Consider the following 20614-nt stretch of genomic DNA (forward strand, 5'->3'; position numbering starts at 1 on the left):
CTCAGACAGCGCTCTCCGCCACCCTGCGCCGGTCGGCGCGAATGCTCATCATCCCGACGCCCATCAACAGCAGGATCGCCGTCGCATAGATATCGGTCGTCAGCGCGTAGCCGGCCGATTTTGCCAGGAACCCGGCCAGGATCGCTGGCAGGCTGAAGGCGAGGTAGCTCTGGACGTAGAAGGCCGACAGCAGCCCGGCGCGCTCATCCGGTTTGGCGAGCGGCATGATCGTGCCGATCGAACCGAGGAAATTGGTGCCGAAACCGGCGCCGGTAAAAATCGTGCCGATCAGCAGCAGCGGCACATTGGCGAGATGTACGCCGGCAACGACGGTCAGGATGCCGAGCGTCTTGGCCGACACGCCGAAAGCCAGATTGGCCGATGCCGTCTTGCTGCGCCTGAGATAGACGGCGATCGCCCCGCTTACCATCAATGCGGTGACGACGGCCCCGCCGGTCAGCGGCGCCCGGCTGCCGGTCGTGGTGGCGACCAAGGACGGGACCAGCGAGAGATAGAAACCGGCAAGCGTCCAGTTGGCGATGTTGATCGGCGTCACCAGCGACAGCGGCCGCTTCACCTGCGGCGGAACGGTGACCCGCGGTATCAGCGAGCCGAGCGCGCCCGGCCGCGTGCCGCCGGTCTCGCCTATCAGCCAGATGGCCGCCGCCTGCAGCGTGAAGGCGACGAGCAGCAGCGCATAGATCAGATGCATCGGGAAGGGGCCGTATTGGATCAAGGCGCTGGTGCCGACCGCACCCACCGCCATGCCGGAAAGCGGCGCGATCGAGTTGACGATCTGTCCCTTTGCCCGGTCGACATCGACGAGCGCTGCTCCGAGCGAGGCGCCGGCGATTCCCGTTGCCAGCCCCTGCACGATCCGTGCTGCGATCAGCCAGCCGGGACCGCTGGCGACAACGAAGAGCGCCATGGCGACGATTTCGAGCACGAGGGCGAAAAAGATCACCGGCTTGCGGCCGAGATGATCCGAGATCGAACCGGCGGTCAGCAGCGCCGCCAGCAGCGCGAAGGCATAGACCGCAAAGATCACCGTGATCAGCACCGGCGAGACGGAAAAGTTTTCCTGATAGATCCGGTAGAGCGGCGTCGGCGCCGCGGAGGCGCCGAAGAAGGTCGCGAGCGTCAGCGCATGAAAGCCGATCGAGGGGCGTGGCGAATTCTCGGTGGATTTGGCTGCGGCGAACATATATAAGCCCCTTAAAGCTAAGCCGTTGCGTTAGCTTATGTAGAGCTGGCGCCTCATAAAAGCAAATTATTTGCGTTAATAGTTCTATCAAAGATTTTGAACCAACGGTGTCAAGGGGCGAAAGTCGGGTTGCAGGCATGACAGTCAAAGAGAACCTCCGTCCGGGCGGCAGAAGCGCCCGGGTTCAGGCATCGGTGCACAAGGCAGTCCGTGGGCTGCTGGCGGAGATGAGCCGCGCCGAGGTGACGATCCCGCTGATCGCCGGCAAGGCGGGGGTGACGCCGTCGACCATCTATCGCCGCTGGGGCGACCTGCAACAGCTTCTCGCCGATGTCGCCGTCGATCGGCTGCGGCCGGATATGCAGCCGATCGATGCCGGCAGCGGCAAGGCCGATCTGGAAGCTTGGGCCGAGCAATATGCCGAGGAAATGTCCTCCGGCCCGGGCCGCGAGATGATCCGCGACGTATTGGCGGCGCAAGCGAGCGCAAATGCCTGTAAATGCGCTGAATTTACCCGCCAGCAGGTCGGTCTCATCGCCGAGAGGGCGAAGGCCCGCGGCGAGGCCTTTCCGGATGTCGAGCGCGTCATGGATCAGGTCGTGGCGCCGATCATGTACCGCATCCTGTTCGGCGATGTGCCGGATGCAGCGCGCGTGCGCGATCTCGTCTCGCGCGTCATGGGCGCGCCGCTGTAGGCTGCCTCTTACTCCGCAGCTGCGCGCTTGAGGCCGGAAATCTGGGTGATATAGGCGCGCAGCGCCGCCGGCCGCACCGGCTTGTGCTGAACGGCGATGCCGTATCGCTCGGCCTCGCTGCGGACCTCCGGCGTGCGGTCGGCCGTGATCAGCAAAGCGGGGATATCGGCGCCGAACTGCCGGCGCAGATGCAGGATTGCGGCAATGCCGGTGCCGTCGCCGAGATGATAATCGGCGATGACGATATCAGGCGCTCCCTCCTGGCCATCGACGGCGGTGACGTCGGCGAGGCAATCCAGCGCCTCCACCTCGCAGCCCCAGCCGCTGATCAACAGCCGCATGCCTTCGAGGATCTTCGGCTCATTGTCGATGCAGAGGATCTTCAACCCGCTCAGCGGCTGCCCCGGACGGTCGGCAGGCGTGATTGCCGCTGTGGCCGCGGCCGGGCGCGAGACGTCGAGCGGCATGGCGATACGGAATTCCGTGCCCTTGCCATGTGTCGACTGCAGCTCGACCGGATGGTTGAGGACGCGGGCGATGCGGTCGACAATCGACAGGCCGAGCCCGAGGCCGGAGGCGGTTTTCGCACCTTCGTCCAGCCGCGCGAATTCCTTGAACACGGTGCGGAATTTCGACGGTGGGATGCCGATGCCGGAATCGATGACCTGGATGATCACCTGGTTGCCGCGCCGCCGCGCCCCGACCAGCACCTTGCCGGTGATCGTGTATTTGATGGCGTTGGAAACCAGGTTTTGCACCAGCCGGCGCAGAAGATTGGGGTCGGAGCGGACCCTGAGCGACGTCGGCATCACCACCAGCTTCAGCTGCTTTTCGCGGGCGATCGGGGCGAAATCGGTCTGGATACGCTCCAGCAGGTCGGAGAGCGCGACGGAGGCGAGCCGCGGCCGCATGGCGCCGGTATCGAGCCTGGAGATATCGAGCACGGCCCCGAGAATGGTCTCGACCGATTCCAAAGCGGAATCGATGTTGCGCACGATCGGACTGTTCTCGGATTGCGCCATGCGTTCGACCAGTGCCGAGGAATAGAGCCTGGCGGCATTGAGCGGCTGCAGGATATCGTGGCCGGCGGCGGCGAAAAAGCGTGTCTTGCCGATATTCGCCTCGTCGGCGGCGGCGCGTGCCTCGCCGAGTTCGCGGTTGACCCGGGTAAGCTCGGCCGTGCGTTCGGCGACGCGCTGTTCCAGCGTCTCATTCGCCTGTTTCAGTGCCTGGTCGGCGCTGACGCGCTGGGTGATATCGGTGAAGGTGGCGACGATGCCCTTGTCCGGCATGGCATTGGAGCGTACCTCGATGATCCGCTCGCCGCCGCCGAGCACCAGTGAAAAGGGTTTGTCGAGCGTCAGGAAATGCCGCACCGTCTGGCTGAGATCGCCGGGCGCGATGTCGCCGCGCTGGCTGAGCGTGGTGACGATATCGGACAAGGGAAAACCGACCTGGCCGGCACTTTCCGGCAGATCCAGCAATTGCCGGAAGCGCCGGTTCCAGATCGTCAGCCGGTTGGAACTGTCGAAGACGGCAATGCCCTGGTCCATCTGCGAAAGCGCCGTCTGCAGCATGTCCTGGTTATATTGCAGCGCCTCGCTCGCCTGATCGAGCAGCCAGGCCGTGTCGGAAGAGGCATCCTCGATCTTCTGCAGGATCAACGACAGCACCAGCCGGGCCGAGGATGAGCCGATGGCGCTGCCGAGCAGCTGTTCGCTGAAATGGATGAGCGCCATGTCGGCCGGCTGCTCGTCCTCCAGCTTGCGGCCGGAGCCTTGTTCGTAAGTCGTGAACGAGCGCTGCATGCGTTCCTCGCCGAGATAACGTGAGATCGCCGCCTTGAGATCGCCGACGCTGATGCGGGTCTTCCAGCCGCGTGTGGCAAATTGCGAGCGCGAATGCCGCTTGACGAAGATGCCGGCCTGAATGCGTTCCAGCGGCTTGGCGTTGCGGGTGAGCGAGCCGACGACGAAGAAGGCGGTGTTGACGAGCAGGCTCATCGCCGTCGCATTGACCAGCGGATCGGCGTCGGCTGCGGTGAACAGCGAGGTCCCGGGAAAGATGAAGCCGAGCACGGCGCTCGCCACATACGAATAATCAGGCCCGCCGAGCGAGGGCAGGAACAGCAGGTAGACCCAGATGACGAAGCCGGAGGTCAGCCCGAGGATCGCGCCGCGCGCGTTTGCCCGTCGCCAGATCAGTCCGCCGAACAGCGCTGGGGCGATTTGCGCGATGGCGGCAAAGGAAAGAAGGCCGATCGAGGCAAGGCCGGCGGTGCTGTCGGTCGAACGGTAATAGGCGTAGCCGAACAGCAGCACGGCGAAAATGGCACTGCGGCGGATGTTAAGCAGCGTCTTGGCGAAATTGTCGCGCAGGCTGGCGCGGCCTGCGAGTTTGCGCCTGAGGAAGATCGGCATGATGATATCGTTCGACACCATGATCGACAGCGCCACGGAATCGACGATGACCATTGCCGTTGCGGCGGAGAAACCGCCGATGAAGATGATCAGCGAAATGACGGGCATCTGGCCGGCAAGCGGCAGCGACAGCATGTAGAAATCGGCATTGCCGGTGCCGCCGAAGGTCAAGAGCCCGCCGATCGCCACCGGCAGCACGAAGAGATTGATGGCGATGAGATAGCTGGGAAACAGGAAGCCTGCGAGTTTCAGCTGTTTCGGGGTTCGGTTTTCGACAACCGTCACGTGGAATTGGCGCGGCAGCAGGATGATCGCGAAAGCCGACAAGATGATCAGGGTGATCCAGCGGCTGATCGGCGTATGGTAGCTGAGCGCCGACATGACCAGCTCATTGTCGACGGTCTTGCGCCAGAGATCAGTCGGGCCATCGAAGAGAAACCAGATGACGCAGACGCCCGCCGTCAGGAAGGCGACGAGCTTGACGACGGATTCCATCGAGACGGCGAGGATCAGCCCATCCTGATGCTCCGTCGCATCCGTATGCCGCGTGCCGAACATGATGGCGAAGCAGGCAAGCACCAGCGTTGCGACGAGCGGCAGGTCGAGGAAATAGAGATTGCCGCTGCCGATGCCGTAATCGGACGGATTGACCATGGCGCTGACCGTGCTCGAGATCGCCTTGAGCTGCAGCGCGATATAAGGAATGGCGCCGATCAGCGAGATTAGGGCGACGATCGTTGCAACCGTCGGGTTCTTGCCGTAGCGGGCGGCGACAAAATCGGCGACCGAGGTGAGCTTCTCCGCCTTGGCGAGCTCGATGATGCGGCGAAGCAGCGGCATGCCGAGCGTGAAGACGAGGATGGGACCGATATAGATGCCGGCAAATTCCAGGCCGCGCTGCGCCGCAAGCCCGACGCTGCCGAAATAGGTCCAGGAGGTGCAGTAGATCGCAAGGCTCAGCGCATAGACCACCGGCCATCCGCCTTCCAGCGTGCCGGGGCCGCGGTCGAGCGTGCTCGGGCTGCGGTTCTTGCGGTCGCCATAGCTAGCCACGGCGAAAAGCAGGAGCAGATAGCCGAAGGCAGACGCGAATATGACCCAGCCTGGAAGCATTGACCCTCCGCCGGCGGAAAACCCGCCAGGACCTCCCGCAACGTGGGTCAGCTTAAGTTATTTCAGACACTTTGAGAATTCCCGCCGGTCTAGGCCTTAAGTCAAAGACCGCACGGGGTATCCCCGAATAATTGCGATTGCCGATTGATTAATTGCAATGAAGATGTAGCTAATAAAAACAATTGTATCAAAGGGAGACGGATCCGATGCTCAATGAGTTCAAGGCCTTTATCGCCCGCGGCAATGTCATGGATCTTGCAGTCGGCGTCATCATCGGCGGCGCCTTCGGTGGCATCGTCAAATCTTTGGTGGATGACCTCATTATGCCGATCGTCGGCGCCATTTTCGGCGGTTTCGATTTTTCGAATTACTTCCTCCCACTGTCGTCGGCCGTCAACGCACAGTCGCTCGCCGCCGCCCGCGAGCAGGGAGCGGTGTTTGCCTATGGCAGTTTCCTCACCGTGCTCATCAACTTCCTCATTCTCGCCTGGATCATCTTCCTGATGGTCAAGGGCGTAAACACCCTGCGTGCCCAGGTCGAGCGCCAGGAAAAGGTGGCACCGGAAGAGCTGCCAGCGCCGCCGGCAGACGTTCAGCTGCTGACGGAAATCCGCGATCTTCTCGCCACGCGCCCGACGGCTTGATCCGGGCTGGAGCCCGTCCGCTCCGGCCGGGCTCAATCATCACGAAAATAGATATGCCATCACTGGATGTCATGGGATTCGCCGGCCCAAATCCGCTATGAAGGCGGAAACCGGAGATATGCATGTCGATCGTGAGCAGCCTCAGCCCGCGCGCCGTAGCGGCGCCCGAAAGCGGGATCGTCGAAGTCGTCAATTATGCCCGTGGCCGCGAAGGTCTGCTGCCGCTCTGGGTGGGTGAAGGCGATCTGCCGACGCCCGATTTCATCAGCAGGGCGGCGATGGACGCGCTGGCCGCCGGCGAGACCTTCTACACCTGGCAGCGCGGCATTCCGGAGCTTCGCCAGGCGCTTTCGGATTATTACACCAGACATTTCGGAATCCGGCTTCCGGTCGAGCATTTCTACGTCACCGGTTCCGGCATGCAGGCGATCCAGATCGCTGTGCAGGCGCTGACCTCGCCGGGTGACGAACTGGTTTACCTCTCGCCTTCCTGGCCGAATATCGCCGCCGCTCTCGAAATCTCAGGTGCGCGCTCCGTCGGTGTTGAGCTGCAGTTCGAAGGCGGTAAATGGGTGGTCGACCGTGACCGCATCGAAACCGCGATCACGCCGAAGACCAAGGGCATCTTCATCAACACACCGTCGAACCCGACGGGTTGGACGGCCACGAAACAGGACCTTGTCGACATCCTGGCGCTTGCCCGCAGGCACGACCTCTGGATCATGGCGGATGAAATCTATGCCCGCTACTATTTTGCCGGTGGCCGCGCGCCCTCTTTCCTCGATGTGATGGAACCTGATGACAAGATCATCTTCGTCAATTCCTTCTCGAAGAACTGGTCGATGACCGGCTGGCGCGTCGGCTGGATCGTGGCACCGCCGGAGATGGGACAGGTGCTCGAAAACCTCATCCAATATTCGACATCGGGCGTGGCGCAGTTCATGCAAAAGGGCGCCGTTGCAGCCCTTGATCAAGGCGACGATTTCGTCGCTGCCAATATCGCCAAGGCGGCCCGCTCCCGCGATATTCTCTGCGATGCGCTGATCGCCACCAATCGGGTCGAGACGCTGAAGCCGGACGGCGCAATCTACGCCTTCCTGAAGATCGACGGCGTCGCCGACAGCCGCAAAGCAGCGCTCGACATCGTCGACAAGACAGGCGTTGGCCTTGCCCCCGGAACGGCCTTCGGCCGAGGCGGCGAACTCTTCCTGCGCGCCTGTTTCCTGCGTGACCCCACGCAGGTAGCGACCGCAGCCGAGCGTCTCTGCGACTATATCCTCAAGCTCTGAGAAGCACTGGCCGCAACAGCTATCGTGGCGGGTGGCCGGATCGATTTTGTGCCGGAATCGCCGGATCGATAAAACTCTAGCAAAGCCCGAAATCGGCCTCTAACCACGACTCCAAACATACCCGTTCAAAGCCCCTTGAAAGGCCATTCGATAAGAAAATTGGAAAGAAAAACCGGCGCCTGATGCCCCTGCTTATAAAAACGAAAGCAGGGATGCGGGACATGGCGGTTTTGGTGACGGGCGGCGCCGGATATATCGGCAGTCACATGGTGTGGGCGCTGCTCGATGCGGGCGAGGATGTGGTCGTGCTCGATCGCCTCTCCACAGGCTTTCGCTGGGCCGTGGCGCCGGCGGCGCGTTTTTATCTCGGCGACATTGCCGACCCCGACATACTGAAAAAGGTCTTCATTGAAAACGACATCGAGGCGATCATCCATTTCGCCGGCTCCGCCGTCGTCCCGGTCTCGGTCGCCGATCCGCTCTCCTATTACGACAACAATTCCGGCAAGACCCGGGCGCTTCTGAGTGCTTCGGTCAAGGCCGGTATCCGCAACTTCGTCTTCTCCTCGACGGCGGCCGTCTATGGTCAGCAAAAGACCGACCTGCCGGTGAAGGAGACCGCCCCCCTCAATCCGGAAAATCCTTACGGCCAGTCGAAGCTGATGACCGAGTTCATGCTGCGCGATGCCGCCGCCGCCTATGATTTCAACTATGTCGCGCTTCGTTACTTCAACGTCGCCGGCGCCGACCCCCACCACCGTGCCGGCCAGTCGACGTCAGGCGCCACGCACCTCATCAAGGTCGCCTGCGAGGCAGCACTCGGCAGGCGCGACAGCGTCAATGTCTACGGCATCGATTATCCCACCCATGACGGCACCGGCGTGCGCGACTACATCCATGTCAGCGATCTCACGGATGCACATCTGAAAGCGCTGCAGCACCTGCGCAGAGGCAAGGGCTCGCTCGTCGCCAATTGTGGTTACGGCAGCGGCTATTCCGTGCTCGACGTGTTGAACATGGTCACCCGCCTGCATGGGCATTCCTTCAAGATCCATATGGCGCCGCGGCGCGCCGGCGATTCGGCAAGCGTCGTCGCAGACGCTTCGCTCGCTCGGCAAGTGCTCGACTGGAAGCCCAGATACGATTCGCTCGAAACCATCGTTCAGAGCTCGCTCGATTGGGAACTGTTCCTGTCGAACAAGAGCGTCGACGACCTGCACAGCATCCACCGGGCACTCGCCGCCGCTTCTTTCTGATGCTGGAGCCTGTTTACGGTCCCCGCCCATGCGGGGGCCCAATGCCGTTACGTGAATAAGGAAAAATCAAGCTTTCTCTGGCTGGCAATGGCCAACGGAAAAGAGAAGATGAAGAACTTTCTGGCCTCATTGCAGCTGCAAAAAGACAATCCGACGCTTCTGCTGGCGCAGTTCCAGGCCCTGTCGTCGCAGATCCCCATTCTCTATGTCCTGCTGATCATCAACGCCCTTGCGGTGGCGATCACCCACCTCAAATCCGCGCCCCTCTGGCTCTCGCTCTACATTCCCGTGACCTTGAGCGTCGTCTGCGTCTTCCGTCTCTGCTGGTGGGAGATCAGGGGCAAGGAAGACGTGACCGCCGAGCGGGCATACAGGCTGATGAAGATCACCATATCAGGCGCCGCCATCCTGGCCGTCGCTTTCGGCAGCTGGGCAATCGCGCTTTACCAATATGGCGATGCTTCCCAGCAGGGGCAGATCGCCTATTTCCTTGTCGTGACAGGCATTTCCTGCATCTTTTGCCTGATGCATCTGCCGATAGCGGCGGCGCTGACCACTGTGATCACCTTCTCGGCCATGGTTGCGACCTTCATGTTCTCCGGCAATCCCGTTTTCGTCGCGACTGCCGTCAGCGGCCTCTTCCTGATTCTGCCTTTCCTCCGGGTGATCAACAGCTATTTCCAGAATTTCGTCGGTCTCGTGCAATTGACCGAGGAATTGAAGCAGAAGCAGGCGGAAGCCGAGGAGCTGAACCTCGTCAACAGCCGCAACGCGCTGCATGACCAACTGACCGGCCTTGCCAATCGTCGCAGCTTCTTTCTCTCGCTGGAAAAACGGCTGCAGAAGGATCCGTCGACGCCGCCCGTCCTCGGCATTCTCGATCTCGATGGCTTCAAGCCTGTCAACGACGTCTTCGGCCATGCCGCCGGCGATCTCGTGCTCAAGGAGACGGCCCGCCGCTTCGTCACGCTGGTCGGCGAAGAGGGCATCGTCTCTCGTCTCGGCGGCGATGAGTTCGGTATCATCTTCCCCTGCTCGATGACACGCCAGGCGATCGCCGATCTCGGTCAGGCGCTCTGTGCTGCCGTCCGCGATCCCTACGAAATCCCCGACGGCTCGGTCCGTGTCTTCGGTTCCTGCGGCATCGTCTATCCCGATATTGGCGAGTACACGGCCGAGGATCTCTACGAGAAAGCAGACTTCGCCCTCTATCAGGTCAAGAGCAAGCGCAGCAGCGGTGTCGAATTCTTCTCGGCCGAGCACGAGAAGATCCTGACCCAGCGCCACCTGATCGAACTCGAACTGCAGGCGAACGACTTCGCCCAGGAATTGAAACTCGACTATCAGCCGATCGTCGAATTGAGGAGCGGCCGCGTCGTCGCTTACGAGGCGCTCGCCCGCTGGGACAGCGCCCGCTTCGGCCGGATCAGTCCCGAAGCCTTTATTCCCGCTGCCGAGCGCACGGCAGTCATCGGCCGCATGACCCGCATCCTCTTCGCCAAGGCGCTCGAAGCGCTGGCGATCATTCCACGGCATCTCAGGCTGTCCTTCAATCTCTCGGCACGCGATATCTGCGACCACGAGACCTCGATGGCGCTGCTTGCCATGATCACCCGCTCCGGCATCGATCCCAGGCGCATCGAATTCGAGATCACCGAGACGGCACTGCTCTCCGATTTCGACACCGCCGACCAGGTAATCACTATGCTGCGCGCCGCCGGCATCTCGATTGCCCTCGACGATTTCGGCACCGGCTATTCGAGCCTCAGCCATATTCATCGTCTCGGCTTCGACAAGCTGAAGATCGACAAGTCCTTCGTGATGAATTTCGATCGTGACGCCCGTTGCATGAACATCACCCGCTCGGTCGCCAATCTGTGCCAGAATCTCGGCATTGCCTCCGTCGCCGAAGGCGTCGAAAGCGAAGAGATCGCCGAGGGATTGAAGGCGATGGGCGTTCGTCTGGCGCAGGGCTATCATTTCTCGCGGCCGCTGCCGCTGGAACTTGCCATTGATTACGCCGCCCGGTGCGAGGCCGCAGCCTCCGCCCGCAATTCGCTGTCTGCCTGAACCAATCTTCGACCGGTCTTAAATCGACTGGAGCGATGCTGCATCGTCGGCTATTCATGGTTCAACAGGATGAGGTGAACCATGCAAGACGGCGAAGTCATCATTGAACGGCGGGAGACCGCGGGGGTGATCCGGCTCAACCGGCCGCGGGCGCTGAACAGCCTGACGCTGCCGATGATCCGCACGATCACTGCGGCCCTTCACGATTTTGCCGGGGATTCCGAGGTGGCGAGCGTCGTGATGATGGGGGAGGGCGAACGCGGCTTCTGTGCCGGCGGCGATATCCGCGCCCTGCATGAGAGCGCCCGCGCTGGCGATGGCCTGGCGGCAAGCTTCTGGCGCGAGGAATTCCGCCTCAACCATATGATTGCCTCCTATCCCAAACCCTATGTTGCGCTGATGGATGGCATCACCATGGGCGGCGGCGTCGGCCTGTCGTCGCACGGCCGCCACCGCATCGTCACCGAGCGCACGCGGCTTGCCATGCCCGAAACCGGCATCGGCTATGTCCCGGATGTCGGCGCCACCTGGCTGCTGCCGCGCGCGCCGGGCGAAGCCGGAACATGGCTCGGTCTGACAGGGCTTGATATTGGCGCGGCCGATGCGATCCACGCTGGGCTTGCCGACCTTCAGATCGCGTCGTCTCGGCTGGGTGAGGTGACTGATGCTCTGTCGGACCTGCCGCGTGGCAGCTCGTCCAGTGATGTTGATGCCGTGTTACAAGCGCTATCCGAGCTCGCGGGAGAAAGCCGGCTCAAGCAGAACGCAGCAATGATCGATCGCGCATTCCGTTTCGACGGCGTCGAGGAAATCCTGGCAGCGCTTGCCGGGGAGGAAGGCGAATTTGCCGCCGAGACACGCCGGGTGATGCTGACGCGTTCACCGACCAGCCTCAAGCTCGCTTTACGGCTGCTCAGGGCCGGCCGCCGCAGCGCCTCGCTTGCCGAATGTCTCGGCCGCGAACTCGGCGCCTGTCTGCAGATGCTTGATAATCCCGATTTTTTCGAGGGCATCCGCGCCGCCGTCATCGACAAGGACCGCAATCCGCAATGGTCGCCGGCGTCAGTCGAGGCCGTGGAGGCATCAACGGTCGAGAATTTCCTGAAACCGGCCGAACCGCCGCTTTCACTCTGAACGCTATCCAGTTATCGCCACATGCCGCGCATGCGGGCGCCGACATCGATGCGCACCTGCCGCGCCTGCTGCTGGGCGACGGTCTGCGATTTCATCTGTGGCCAGCTGCAGGCCTCGAAGAACTGAAGCAGCGTCGCCGGAATGAAGCGGCTGCGTGAGGCATAGACGTGCCGGTCGCCCTGCGAGTTCTGACCATAGGTGAAGAAGCGTTGCGGCACGACAAGGTCGAGACCATCCCGGGCGCGCGTCATCGCGACATAGAGCAGCCGGCGTTCCTCTTCGATTTCGGCGGTGGTGCCGACGGCGAGATCGCTCGGTATGCATCCGTCGACGACGTTCAGCATGAAGACCCTCGTCCATTCCTGGCCCTTGGCGGAATGGATGGTCGACAGGATGAGATAGTCTTCGTCGAGAAGCGGCACGCCCGCCTGGTCGCTGGTCGCATCGGGCGGGTCGAGGGTGAGCTCGGTAAGAAAGCGCTCGCGCGAGGCATAACCGCCGGCGATCTGCTCGAGCTGCAACAGGTCGGCCTGCCGCGTCGCTGCGTCCTCGTGCAGCCGTTCCAGATGCGGCGCGTACCATTGCCGCGCCAGGCCGATTTCCGCCGGCCAGCCGGCCTTGCCGGTCTTCAGCTCCTGCAGCATCGAGACGAACATTGTCCAGTCTTCGCCGGAACGCGGCGGCGCCGGCATGGCAGCGAGAGCAGAAATCGGGCTGGCATCCTCGGCCATCAGGTCGAGCGTCTTCTGCGCCGTCGACGGCCCGACGCCCGGCAGGATCTGCATCAGCCGGAAGCCCGCCACCCGGTCGCGCGGGTTCTGCGCGAAGCGAAGGGCGGCCAGCATGTCCTTCACATGCGCGCTGTCGAGAAACTTCAGCCCGCCGAATTTGACGAAGGGAATGTTGCGCCGGGTCAACTCGACCTCCAGCGGCCCGCTGTGATGCGAGGCGCGGAAGAGCACGGCCTGCTGCTTGAGCGTGAGGCCTTCCTCGCGGTTGTCGAGCACCATGTCGGCGACGTAGCGCGCCTGCTCGGCCTCGTCGCGCACCGTGACGAGGCGCGGCCGCTCGGCTGATTGCCGCTCGGTCCAGAGATTCTTGGTGAAGCGCTCCGAGGCGAGATCGATGACGGCGTTGGCGGCGGCGAGGATCGGCTGCGTCGAGCGGTAGTTGCGGTCGAGCGTGACGATATTGGCGGCCGGGCTGAAGGCGGCGGGAAAATCGAGGATATTGCGCACCGTCGCGGCACGGAAGGAATAGATCGACTGCGCATCGTCGCCGACGACGGTCAGCCCTTGGCCGCCGGGCTTCAGCGCCAGCAGGATCGAGGCCTGCAGCCGGTTGGTGTCCTGATATTCATCAACGAGCACATGGTCGAAGCGGCTGCCGATATCCTCGGCAATGACAGTCTCGCCGACCATCTGTGCCCAGTAGAGCAGCAGATCGTCGTAGTCGAGCACGTTCTGGCTCTGCTTGGCCTCGACATAGCTGGCGAAAAGTTCGCGCAGCTGTTTTTCCCACGCCGCGCACCAGGGAAAGACGTCGCGCAGCACGAGGTCGAGCGCGGTTTCCGAATTCACCGCCCTGGAATAGATGGCAAGACAGGTGCCCTTTGTCGGAAAGCGGCTTTCCGTCTTTGAGAAACCGAGGTCGTGCCGGATCAGGTTCATCAGATCGGCGCTGTCTTCGCGGTCGTGGATGGTGAAATCCGGGTCGAGGCCGATCTGCTGGGCATAATCGCGCAATAGCCGCGCGCCGATGCCATGGAAGGTGCCGGACCAGGAAAGCGCATCCGCCATGACGCCGGCATTCGCACCAAGCACATCGCGGCAGATGCGCTCGACGCGCCGCGCCATTTCGGCGGCTGCCCGGCGCGAAAAGGTCATCAGCAGGATGCGGCGGGGATCGGCGCCCTTGACGATCAGATGGGCGACCCGATGCGCCAAGGTATTCGTCTTGCCCGAGCCGGCGCCGGCAATGACCAGCAGCGGCCCGGCAATATGGTTGCCGTCGATGAGCGTGCCGTGCTCGACGGCCATGCGCTGCTGCGGATTGAGCTTTTCGAGATACATCCAGCCGTCCGGTCGGGCTCCCGCAGAATCACTGGGGAAAGATTAGATGTTCCTTGAATGTTCGCGATTGCCGTCCCTGTCAAGCGATCTGGCGCGCGAGCAACATCTCAGTCGGGGAAATCCGGACCGACTACGCGCCGCACCAGCTTCAGGCTGCGGTCGGCCTGAAGGATATAGGTTTCCTCCACGCGCTGTCCCGTCCCGTTGTAGAACTGGTTGTAGACGGCGCTGCCGACCGGCGACTTGGTGAGCTTCGTTCGCGGCTGGCCGCCATAGGTAATGCTGCCGGGAATGGGGTCCAGTGCCGGCGTATCGGCCGAAGAGCAGCCGGCAAGCAATGCCCCGGCAAACAAGGCAGGCAGAAGCGCTTTCATCGTCATCATTCCTCTTTCGACTGCAGCCAGATATGGAAGCCGCCGCACCTTTCGCCAAGGGTAGCCCATGCCGCCCGCGCAGGTATCGCTGTCGAGCAGGCTCTTCTTTTCCGGGGGACGCAACGAAATGCGTACCTGCGACGTTAACAGACATCAACCAACATCAGGAAACGTTCACGGTGCTCGGCTTTCCAGCATTCACGGGGCATGACGAGCCCGGCCGGCAGGGCCACAGCGATGCCGCGACGCGCGCCTCGGTGGAGAGCGCCCTTCATGCGGCCGCCGATTTCGAAGCCGGCGAAATCACCGTCAGCATATCGGGCTCCTATCTCATCCTGGAGGGTTTCGTGCGCCGGCGGGGCGATGTCGAGCGGGCGATCGAGATCGCCGAGGGCGTCGTCGGGCGAGGCTATGTGCGTGGTCGCCTGCTGCGACGCTGAAGTCTTGAGAATGGGATGCCGCGCCGGTTCGCGCGCTCATGTCTTTGCGATGCATGAAGGGAACCAAAACACCCTCCCACGGGTTGAAAGGCCGGACCTAAACGCTGGAGACCCTCATGCAGTCGCTTCTTCGCATCTCTGCAATGACCTTGATAACAGGCGGTGTCTTTGCCGGCTCCGCCCATGCCTCGCTGGAAACCGGCACGAATTATTCCGCTTTGCCGAAGGACCAGATCGCCCTCAACGAATATACCGGGACCGTCGCCTGCACGCCGGCAGATCCTCAGTATTTGCCGTCCTTCATCCGCGCGGCGGATGGCACGATCATTGGTGTCGGTTATGTCGAAGTGGAGAATGAGGGGGGCGCGGACTGCTGAAACATCCGCTTCACTCGGACGAGGCTCGCCGGCGTTTCCGCAGAGGTGACGAGCCTCTAACCATCATCATGATGGCTGGCCATCTTCTATGAATACACCTGTACCAGGCGCAACGCCTGCTGCACCAAAACCCGGCGCGAGTTCGATGCAGGGTTAAGCAAAATTAAAGCATTGTCCCGTTCCGGCACGTTCCGTTTACGAACGACCTGAAGCGGCCTGGAAATCCTGACCGAAGTGCAGCGCATAACCCCGAAAATCGGAATCGATTTTCGGAAAGGATTATGCACCAGTTCAATGAAGCTTCAGCTTCGCCTCTTCGGCTGCCGCCAGAAACTCGGCTCTCGCCTCTTCCACGCTCTTGCGCCCGTCGAGCGCTGCCCGGCAGGTGCTGCGGGCCTTGATATAACGAAGCCCGCGCACACTCGGCCAGAGATCCGCCAGGCACTTCAGCGCATCGAACGGACCATTGACCGTTCGCGCATCGGCATTTTCGAAACCAACCTTGACCGGGCTGTTCCATCTTTCAGTTGCCATCGACGCTCCTCCACGATTTTCGACAGAAATGAGCGCAACATCTCCCAGTTCCTCCGGGGAGACTCTGCGATAGCTAATACTCTAGCGCGATTTTCACCGTCGGCAAATGGGCGGATCGTCACTGATGCCGCGACGAATGGTTTCGCCTCGACCCATGACAGGAAAGCCTATGGACGCCAACTGATAAGAAACGCCAACTTATAAGGTGTTTTCGCCGGGAAGGGTGGAGTCGAGATTGACTGTCTTTTCAAGAAAACTGGTGCTGCCGAGTGGGATTGAACCACCGACCTCACCCTTACCAAGGGTGTGCTCTACCACTGAGCTACGGCAGCAGGACCAGACCGCGCGAGCCGGGTGGCTCAATCGCGAGAACGGGGGGCTATTGCCACAGCTTGGCGGCCAGCGCAAGCTGCAAATTCCAACTTCGCGTCGATTGCGGCGAAGGGCCTTTTGGATCGGCGCGAATTCAGCTAATCCTGTTCCCATGAACGAAAAGACCGAATCCGGCCAGCAGAGCCGCAAAGAGGCGATCGAGGCACAGGCGAAACTGCGCCGCGAGCGCGCCGCCGACAAGCTCAGGGAAAATCTGGGGCGACGCAAACAGCAGGTCCGCGCCCGCCGTTCGGGCCAGGCCGACGAAACAAATGGGCTGCCCGCCGCAAAAATGGACGAATCGTAATGTTCCGTCCGTCGCGAATTGAAGCGTGTCGAGAAATCCCCTAAACACCTCACTCCTTATTCCAAGGCAGAACTTTCAGGAAAGGCGGGCGCTGCCCGTAAGCGCACATGGATCGTATCAGAATCGTCGGCGGTAATGAGCTGAATGGCATCATTCCGATTTCCGGCGCCAAGAATGCCGCACTGCCGCTGATGATCGCCTCGCTTCTGACCAGCGATACGCTGACGCTCGAAAACGTGCCGCATCTTGCCGATGTCGAATTGCTGATGCGCATCCTCGGCAATCACGGCGTCGATGTCGCCGTCAACGGCCGTCGCGAGCGCCAGGAAGATTCCTATTCGCGCACGATCCATTTCACCTGCCGCACCATCGTCGATACCACAGCATCTTATGAACTGGTCTCGAAGATGCGCGCCTCCTTCTGGGTCATCGGCCCGCTGCTGGCGCGCGAAGGCCATTGCCGCGTGTCGCTGCCGGGCGGCTGTGCCATCGGCACGCGCCCCGTTGATCTCTTCATCGAGGGCCTGACGGCGCTCGGCGCGAGCATGGAGATCGATGCCGGTTATATCAACGCCAAGGCTCCGGCTGGCGGCCTGATCGGCGCACGCTACACCTTCCCGAAGGTCTCCGTCGGCGCCACCCATGTGATGATGATGGCGGCGACGCTTGCCCGCGGCACGACGGTGATCGGCAATGCCGCCCGCGAGCCTGAGGTCGTCGATCTCGCCAACTGCCTGAACGCCATGGGCGCCAAAATATCGGGCGCGGGTACTGCGACGATCACCATTGAAGGCGTCACCTCGCTCTCCGGCGCCCGCCACCGCGTCCTGCCGGATCGCATCGAGACCGGCACCTATGCCATGGCCGTCGCCATGGCCGGCGGTGACGTCGTGCTCGAGAATACCGATGTGGCGCTGCTCGAAACCGCGGTGGAAACGCTGCGCCGCGCCGGTGCGGAAATCTCGTCGACCAACAATGGCATGCGCATCAAGCGCAATGGAGCCGGCATCAAGCCGGTCGATATCGTCACCGATCCTTTCCCGGGCTTCCCGACAGATCTGCAGGCGCAGTTCATGGCGCTGATGACCCGCTCTTCAGGCGTCTCGCATGTCACCGAGACCATCTTCGAAAACCGTTTCATGCATGTGCAGGAGCTTGCCCGCCTCGGCGCCAGGATCTCACTGTCCGGCCAGACGGCGAAGATCGAGGGTGTCGAGCGCCTGCGCGGCGCGCCTGTCATGGCGACCGATCTGCGCGCTTCCGTCTCGCTGGTCATCGCCGGCCTTGCCGCCGAGGGCGAAACCACGGTGTCCCGCGTCTATCACCTCGACCGCGGTTTCGAGCGGCTCGAGGAGAAGCTGACCCGCTGCGGCGCCATCGTCGAGCGCATCAGCGAGTGAGGAGAGGGCGCTGGAGCAGAATTCCTTAAATCGGAATCCGGATCTAAGGCGATCCTTATCCCGGTTGCGTAATTGGCCGCAGCGCCTTATTTCCCTTGTCTGACGCATCGCCATTCCGGCGGTGCCCGGCTTCGGCCGGCAATGGGATTGAGACTGAATGACCGACCTGAAACTTGTTGCGCTCGATGACGAGGATCTTGCGATCATTTCCGCGCATATGCAGGACAGCGTCTTCAAGGTCGGCGACATCGACTGGTCGCCGCGCGACGCGCAGTTCGCGCTTGCCGTTAATCGTTTCGTCTGGGAAGGTGCCGAGCGCAAGCGCAGGGGTTTCGAGCGTCGCCGCGCTGCCCTGGTCTTCAAGCGCGCGCTTGCCGTCCGCTCGCTCGGCATCGACCGTCAGAAGCGGGACGAGGTGCTGTCGCTGCTGGCGTTGCGCTTCGAGAAGAAGGGCGAGGGGCCGGAGGGCACGATCGAGCTGTCGCTGTCGGGCACGGCTTCGATTGCGCTCGATGTCGAATGCATCGAGGTCCAGCTGGCCGATATCGGCGGCGCCTGGGAGGCTTCCTCGAAGCCTCGCCACCTCTAGTGCTTGACTCCTTGAGTTTGAACATCGCAGTTTCGAGTTGAGAAGGAATATCGGCCTTGGCAATCTGGCTGGATCAGGCATCGGAAGGTTTCGAGCAGCATTTTGCCGCCTTTCTGACGACGAAGCGTGAAGTCTCCGAGGATGTGAACATCGTCGTTCGCGCCATCATCGATGATATCAGAGCCCGTGGCGATGTCGCGCTTGCCGAATATTCGCTGAAATTCGACGGCATCGATTTCGCCACCGTCCCGATGCGCGTCACATCAGAGGAAATCGACGCTGCTGTCGAAGCGGTGCCCTCGGAAGTGCTGGGCGCGTTGAAGCTCGCCGCACTGCGCATCGAATCCCACCATCGCCGGCAACTTCCGAAGGACGATATCTACGAGGATGACCTCGGCGTCGGTCTCGGCTCGCGCTGGACGGCGATCGAAGCGGTCGGGCTCTATGTTCCGGGCGGCACCGCGAGCTATCCGAGCTCGGTGCTGATGAACGCCGTGCCGGCCAAGGTCGCCGGTGTCGATCGCATCGTCATCGCCGTTCCTGCCACTGGCGGCGCCGTCAATCCGGCGGTGCTTGCCGCCGCCAAGCTTGTCGGTGTCACCGAGATTTACCGTGTCGGCGGCGCCCAGGCGATCGCGGCTCTTGCCTATGGCACCGAGACGATCGCCCCGGTCGCCAAGATCACTGGCCCCGGCAATGCCTATGTCGCTGCCGCCAAGCGCCATGTCTTCGGCACCGTCGGCATCGATATGATCGCCGGCCCCTCTGAAGTGCTTGTCATTGCAGACAAGGACAACAATCCGGATTGGATCGCCGCCGACCTCCTGGCGCAGGCCGAGCACGACGTCAGTTCCCAGGCGATCCTGATCACCGACGATGCAGCATTCGGCAAGGCGGTGGAGCAGGCGGTCGAACGCCAGCTGAAGACGTTGAACCGGGCTGAGACGGCGGCAGCAAGCTGGCGCGATTTCGGCGCGATCATCCTGGTTGCCGATCTGAAACAGGCCATACCCTTGGCAAACCGCATCGCTGCCGAGCATCTGGAGCTCGCCGTCGTCGATCCGGACCGGCTGCTCGACGGCATCCGCAATGCCGGAGCGATCTTCATCGGCGCCCATACGCCTGAAGTCATCGGCGATTATGTTGGCGGTTCGAACCATGTGCTGCCGACGGCGCGTTCGGCGCGTTTCTCGTCCGGTCTTTCGGTGCTTGATTTCGTCAAGCGCACCTCGATCCTGCGCCTCGGCCCGCAGCAGCTGCGCACCCTCGGCCCGGCGGCGATCGCCCTTGCCGTTTCCGAAGGCCTCGATGCCCATGCGCGATCGGTCGCGATCCGCCTCAACCTCGAAAGGTGAGGGCGCATGGCGAAGGGCGAATTCCGGCTTTGCGACGTCGTCCTTGACGATACGATCGGCCGTTCGACGCCCGATGTCGAGCATGAACGCGCCGTCGCCATCTTCGATCTGATCGAGGAGAATAGTTTCGAGCCGCTCGGCCATGTCGGCGGACCTTACAGGCTGAACATCTCGCTGGTCGATTCGAAGCTGGTTTTTGCCATCACCACCGACGAGGGTGGCGGTGTCGCCACCCATATCCTGTCGCTCACGCCCTTCCGGCGGATCGTCAAGGATTACTTCATGATCTGCGAGAGCTATTACGAAGCGATCCGTTCGTCGACGCCAAGCCGCATCGAGGCGATCGACATGGGCCGGCGCGGCATCCACAATGAAGGCTCGCAGACGCTGAAGGATAGGCTGGCCGGCAAGATAGAGGTCGATTTCGACACCGCCCGGCGCCTCTTCACGCTGGTCTGCGTGCTCTACTGGCGCGGATGACGGCAATGGAGCGGCCCGTCGACGTCGAGGAGGGAAAGAGGCCGGGCGCCATCCTCTTCATGTGCGGGATGAATGCCATCCGCTCGCCGATAGCCGAAGCGATCGCCCGTAGCATTCTGCCGGCCAATACCTATATCAGGTCCGCCGGCGTTCGCGCCGGCGAGCGCGATCCCTTCGTAGATGTCGTGCTCGACGAGATCGGTCTTTCCCTCGGGCGCCGCCAGCCGCAGACGCTGGAAGAGCTCGAGGATGATTACTTCGATCTGATCATCACGCTGTCGCCGCAGGCCCATCATGCGGCACTTGAGCTGACCCGGTCGAATGCGGTCGATGTCGTCTACTGGCCGACGATGGATCCGACGGTTGCAATCGGAACGCGCGAGCAGATACTGGAGAGCTACCGCGAGGTCCGCGATCATCTGGCCGGCCTCATCGAAAGCCGGCTACTCAAACGAAATGGCATTGCCGCGCAATCGGCATGAAAACAAA

19 protein-coding genes and 1 tRNA gene are annotated in these 20614 nt (G+C 62.2%); 14 read left to right on the top strand and 6 right to left on the bottom strand.

The annotated features are described in order from the left end of the window. Window position 1: 1 nt before the first annotated feature. Window positions 2-1204 carry an MFS transporter gene (locus tag ACD590_RS01275; protein WP_166480621.1) on the bottom strand — a complete coding sequence of 401 codons (1203 nt, stop codon included), beginning with the start codon at window positions 1202-1204 and terminating at the stop codon, window positions 2-4. A 137-nt stretch (window positions 1205-1341) separates the two neighbouring features. Here ACD590_RS01275 and ACD590_RS01280 point away from each other — a divergent pair, with 137 nt between their 5' ends. Beyond that, window positions 1342-1899, top strand: a complete 558-nt coding sequence (locus tag ACD590_RS01280) for a TetR/AcrR family transcriptional regulator C-terminal ligand-binding domain-containing protein (RefSeq protein ID WP_439001999.1) — start codon at window positions 1342-1344, stop codon at window positions 1897-1899. Window positions 1900-1907: 8 nt separating this feature from the next. Here the strand turns inward: ACD590_RS01280 and ACD590_RS01285 are convergent, their stop codons facing one another. Continuing rightward, window positions 1908-5432, bottom strand: a complete 3525-nt coding sequence (locus ACD590_RS01285; RefSeq protein WP_439002000.1) for a hybrid sensor histidine kinase/response regulator — start codon at window positions 5430-5432, stop codon at window positions 1908-1910. A gap of 206 nt (window positions 5433-5638) precedes the next feature. On the opposite strand from ACD590_RS01285, the gene mscL reads away from it, so the two are divergent. The 5 genes from mscL to ACD590_RS01310 all read left to right on the top strand — a co-directional run bounded on the left by mscL (window position 5639) and on the right by ACD590_RS01310 (window position 11825). Next, a complete protein-coding gene (mscL, locus tag ACD590_RS01290) occupies window positions 5639-6076 on the top strand; it encodes a large conductance mechanosensitive channel protein MscL (RefSeq protein WP_012755977.1) in 438 nt (145 codons plus the stop codon). Window positions 6077-6198: 122 nt separating this feature from the next. Then, a complete protein-coding gene (locus tag ACD590_RS01295; RefSeq protein ID WP_334541652.1) occupies window positions 6199-7365 on the top strand; it encodes a pyridoxal phosphate-dependent aminotransferase in 1167 nt (388 codons plus the stop codon). 221 nt (window positions 7366-7586) lie between these two features. Then, window positions 7587-8621 (top strand): UDP-glucose 4-epimerase GalE, encoded by a 1035-nt coding sequence (gene galE / locus ACD590_RS01300; protein ID WP_026188615.1) that lies wholly within the window; start codon window positions 7587-7589, stop codon window positions 8619-8621. 108 nt (window positions 8622-8729) lie between these two features. Beyond that, window positions 8730-10691, top strand: coding sequence for a putative bifunctional diguanylate cyclase/phosphodiesterase (locus ACD590_RS01305; RefSeq protein ID WP_047617029.1), 1962 nt, complete (start codon window positions 8730-8732; stop codon window positions 10689-10691). Window positions 10692-10772: 81 nt separating this feature from the next. Next, complete coding sequence (locus ACD590_RS01310) at window positions 10773-11825, top strand: enoyl-CoA hydratase/isomerase family protein (protein ID WP_439002001.1); 1053 nt, start codon at window positions 10773-10775, stop codon at window positions 11823-11825. A gap of 11 nt (window positions 11826-11836) precedes the next feature. On the opposite strand, the gene ACD590_RS01315 is transcribed toward ACD590_RS01310, so the two are convergent. Continuing rightward, window positions 11837-13897: an ATP-dependent helicase gene (locus ACD590_RS01315; protein ID WP_182563799.1), complete on the bottom strand. Its 2061-nt coding sequence runs from the start codon at window positions 13895-13897 to the stop codon at window positions 11837-11839. A 107-nt stretch (window positions 13898-14004) separates the two neighbouring features. Then, window positions 14005-14271 carry a hypothetical protein gene (locus ACD590_RS01320; protein ID WP_439002002.1) on the bottom strand — a complete coding sequence of 89 codons (267 nt, stop codon included), beginning with the start codon at window positions 14269-14271 and terminating at the stop codon, window positions 14005-14007. A 179-nt stretch (window positions 14272-14450) separates the two neighbouring features. Between ACD590_RS01320 and ACD590_RS01325 the strand changes: the two genes are divergently transcribed. Together ACD590_RS01325 and ACD590_RS01330 are read left to right on the top strand one after the other, a co-directional pair. Beyond that, entirely contained in the window at window positions 14451-14711 is a 261-nt protein-coding gene (locus tag ACD590_RS01325; protein WP_018244700.1) for a BON domain-containing protein, read from the top strand. A 116-nt stretch (window positions 14712-14827) separates the two neighbouring features. After that, complete coding sequence (locus ACD590_RS01330) at window positions 14828-15088, top strand: hypothetical protein (RefSeq protein ID WP_018244701.1); 261 nt, start codon at window positions 14828-14830, stop codon at window positions 15086-15088. Window positions 15089-15379: 291 nt separating this feature from the next. Here ACD590_RS01330 and ACD590_RS01335 read toward each other — a convergent pair whose 3' ends face one another. Beyond that, window positions 15380-15622, bottom strand: coding sequence for a DUF982 domain-containing protein (locus ACD590_RS01335; RefSeq protein ID WP_018244702.1), 243 nt, complete (start codon window positions 15620-15622; stop codon window positions 15380-15382). Window positions 15623-15879: 257 nt separating this feature from the next. Further along, window positions 15880-15954 (bottom strand) — tRNA-Thr (locus ACD590_RS01340). Between the two features lie 152 nt (window positions 15955-16106). On the opposite strand from ACD590_RS01340, the gene ACD590_RS01345 reads away from it, so the two are divergent. The 6 genes from ACD590_RS01345 to ACD590_RS01370 all read left to right on the top strand — a co-directional run bounded on the left by ACD590_RS01345 (window position 16107) and on the right by ACD590_RS01370 (window position 20607). Then, on the top strand, window positions 16107-16301 hold the full coding sequence (locus ACD590_RS01345; protein WP_028731527.1) for a hypothetical protein: 195 nt from the start codon (window positions 16107-16109) through the stop codon (window positions 16299-16301). A 107-nt stretch (window positions 16302-16408) separates the two neighbouring features. Beyond that, entirely contained in the window at window positions 16409-17701 is a 1293-nt protein-coding gene (gene murA / locus ACD590_RS01350) for a UDP-N-acetylglucosamine 1-carboxyvinyltransferase (protein ID WP_018244704.1), read from the top strand. A gap of 157 nt (window positions 17702-17858) precedes the next feature. Then, window positions 17859-18290 (top strand): DUF2948 family protein, encoded by a 432-nt coding sequence (locus tag ACD590_RS01355; protein ID WP_018244705.1) that lies wholly within the window; start codon window positions 17859-17861, stop codon window positions 18288-18290. 56 nt (window positions 18291-18346) lie between these two features. Further along, window positions 18347-19645 carry a histidinol dehydrogenase gene (gene hisD, locus ACD590_RS01360; RefSeq protein WP_439002003.1) on the top strand — a complete coding sequence of 433 codons (1299 nt, stop codon included), beginning with the start codon at window positions 18347-18349 and terminating at the stop codon, window positions 19643-19645. Window positions 19646-19651: 6 nt separating this feature from the next. Continuing rightward, window positions 19652-20125, top strand: coding sequence for a UPF0262 family protein (locus tag ACD590_RS01365; RefSeq protein ID WP_018244707.1), 474 nt, complete (start codon window positions 19652-19654; stop codon window positions 20123-20125). Continuing rightward, window positions 20122-20607: an arsenate-mycothiol transferase ArsC gene (locus tag ACD590_RS01370; RefSeq protein ID WP_018244708.1), complete on the top strand. Its 486-nt coding sequence runs from the start codon at window positions 20122-20124 to the stop codon at window positions 20605-20607. Before ACD590_RS01365 ends, ACD590_RS01370 begins: the two co-directional genes overlap by 4 nt. The last annotated feature ends 7 nt before the right edge of the window (window positions 20608-20614 follow it).

This window comes from Rhizobium sp. 862_C5_N1_2 (assembly GCF_051811205.1).
In the GTDB taxonomy this organism is placed as follows: domain Bacteria; phylum Pseudomonadota; class Alphaproteobacteria; order Rhizobiales; family Rhizobiaceae; genus Rhizobium; species Rhizobium leguminosarum.

Coding starts and splice junctions, on each gene's coding strand:
- ACD590_RS01285 (WP_439002000.1), bottom strand. CDS start 5,432: ATGCTTCCAGGCTGGGTCATATTCGCGTCTGCCTTCGGCTATCTGCTC.
- ACD590_RS01305 (WP_047617029.1), top strand. CDS start 8,730: ATGAAGAACTTTCTGGCCTCATTGCAGCTGCAAAAAGACAATCCGACG.
- ACD590_RS01295 (WP_334541652.1), top strand. CDS start 6,199: ATGTCGATCGTGAGCAGCCTCAGCCCGCGCGCCGTAGCGGCGCCCGAA.
- ACD590_RS01280 (WP_439001999.1), top strand. CDS start 1,342: ATGACAGTCAAAGAGAACCTCCGTCCGGGCGGCAGAAGCGCCCGGGTT.
- ACD590_RS01275 (WP_166480621.1), bottom strand. CDS start 1,204: ATGTTCGCCGCAGCCAAATCCACCGAGAATTCGCCACGCCCCTCGATC.
- mscL (WP_012755977.1), top strand. CDS start 5,639: ATGCTCAATGAGTTCAAGGCCTTTATCGCCCGCGGCAATGTCATGGAT.
- ACD590_RS01370 (WP_018244708.1), top strand. CDS start 20,122: ATGACGGCAATGGAGCGGCCCGTCGACGTCGAGGAGGGAAAGAGGCCG.
- ACD590_RS01320 (WP_439002002.1), bottom strand. CDS start 14,271: ATGAAAGCGCTTCTGCCTGCCTTGTTTGCCGGGGCATTGCTTGCCGGC.
- ACD590_RS01335 (WP_018244702.1), bottom strand. CDS start 15,622: ATGGCAACTGAAAGATGGAACAGCCCGGTCAAGGTTGGTTTCGAAAAT.
- ACD590_RS01365 (WP_018244707.1), top strand. CDS start 19,652: ATGGCGAAGGGCGAATTCCGGCTTTGCGACGTCGTCCTTGACGATACG.
- ACD590_RS01315 (WP_182563799.1), bottom strand. CDS start 13,897: ATGTATCTCGAAAAGCTCAATCCGCAGCAGCGCATGGCCGTCGAGCAC.
- ACD590_RS01355 (WP_018244705.1), top strand. CDS start 17,859: ATGACCGACCTGAAACTTGTTGCGCTCGATGACGAGGATCTTGCGATC.
- ACD590_RS01330 (WP_018244701.1), top strand. CDS start 14,828: ATGCAGTCGCTTCTTCGCATCTCTGCAATGACCTTGATAACAGGCGGT.
- ACD590_RS01345 (WP_028731527.1), top strand. CDS start 16,107: ATGAACGAAAAGACCGAATCCGGCCAGCAGAGCCGCAAAGAGGCGATC.
- murA (WP_018244704.1), top strand. CDS start 16,409: ATGGATCGTATCAGAATCGTCGGCGGTAATGAGCTGAATGGCATCATT.
- galE (WP_026188615.1), top strand. CDS start 7,587: ATGGCGGTTTTGGTGACGGGCGGCGCCGGATATATCGGCAGTCACATG.
- ACD590_RS01310 (WP_439002001.1), top strand. CDS start 10,773: ATGCAAGACGGCGAAGTCATCATTGAACGGCGGGAGACCGCGGGGGTG.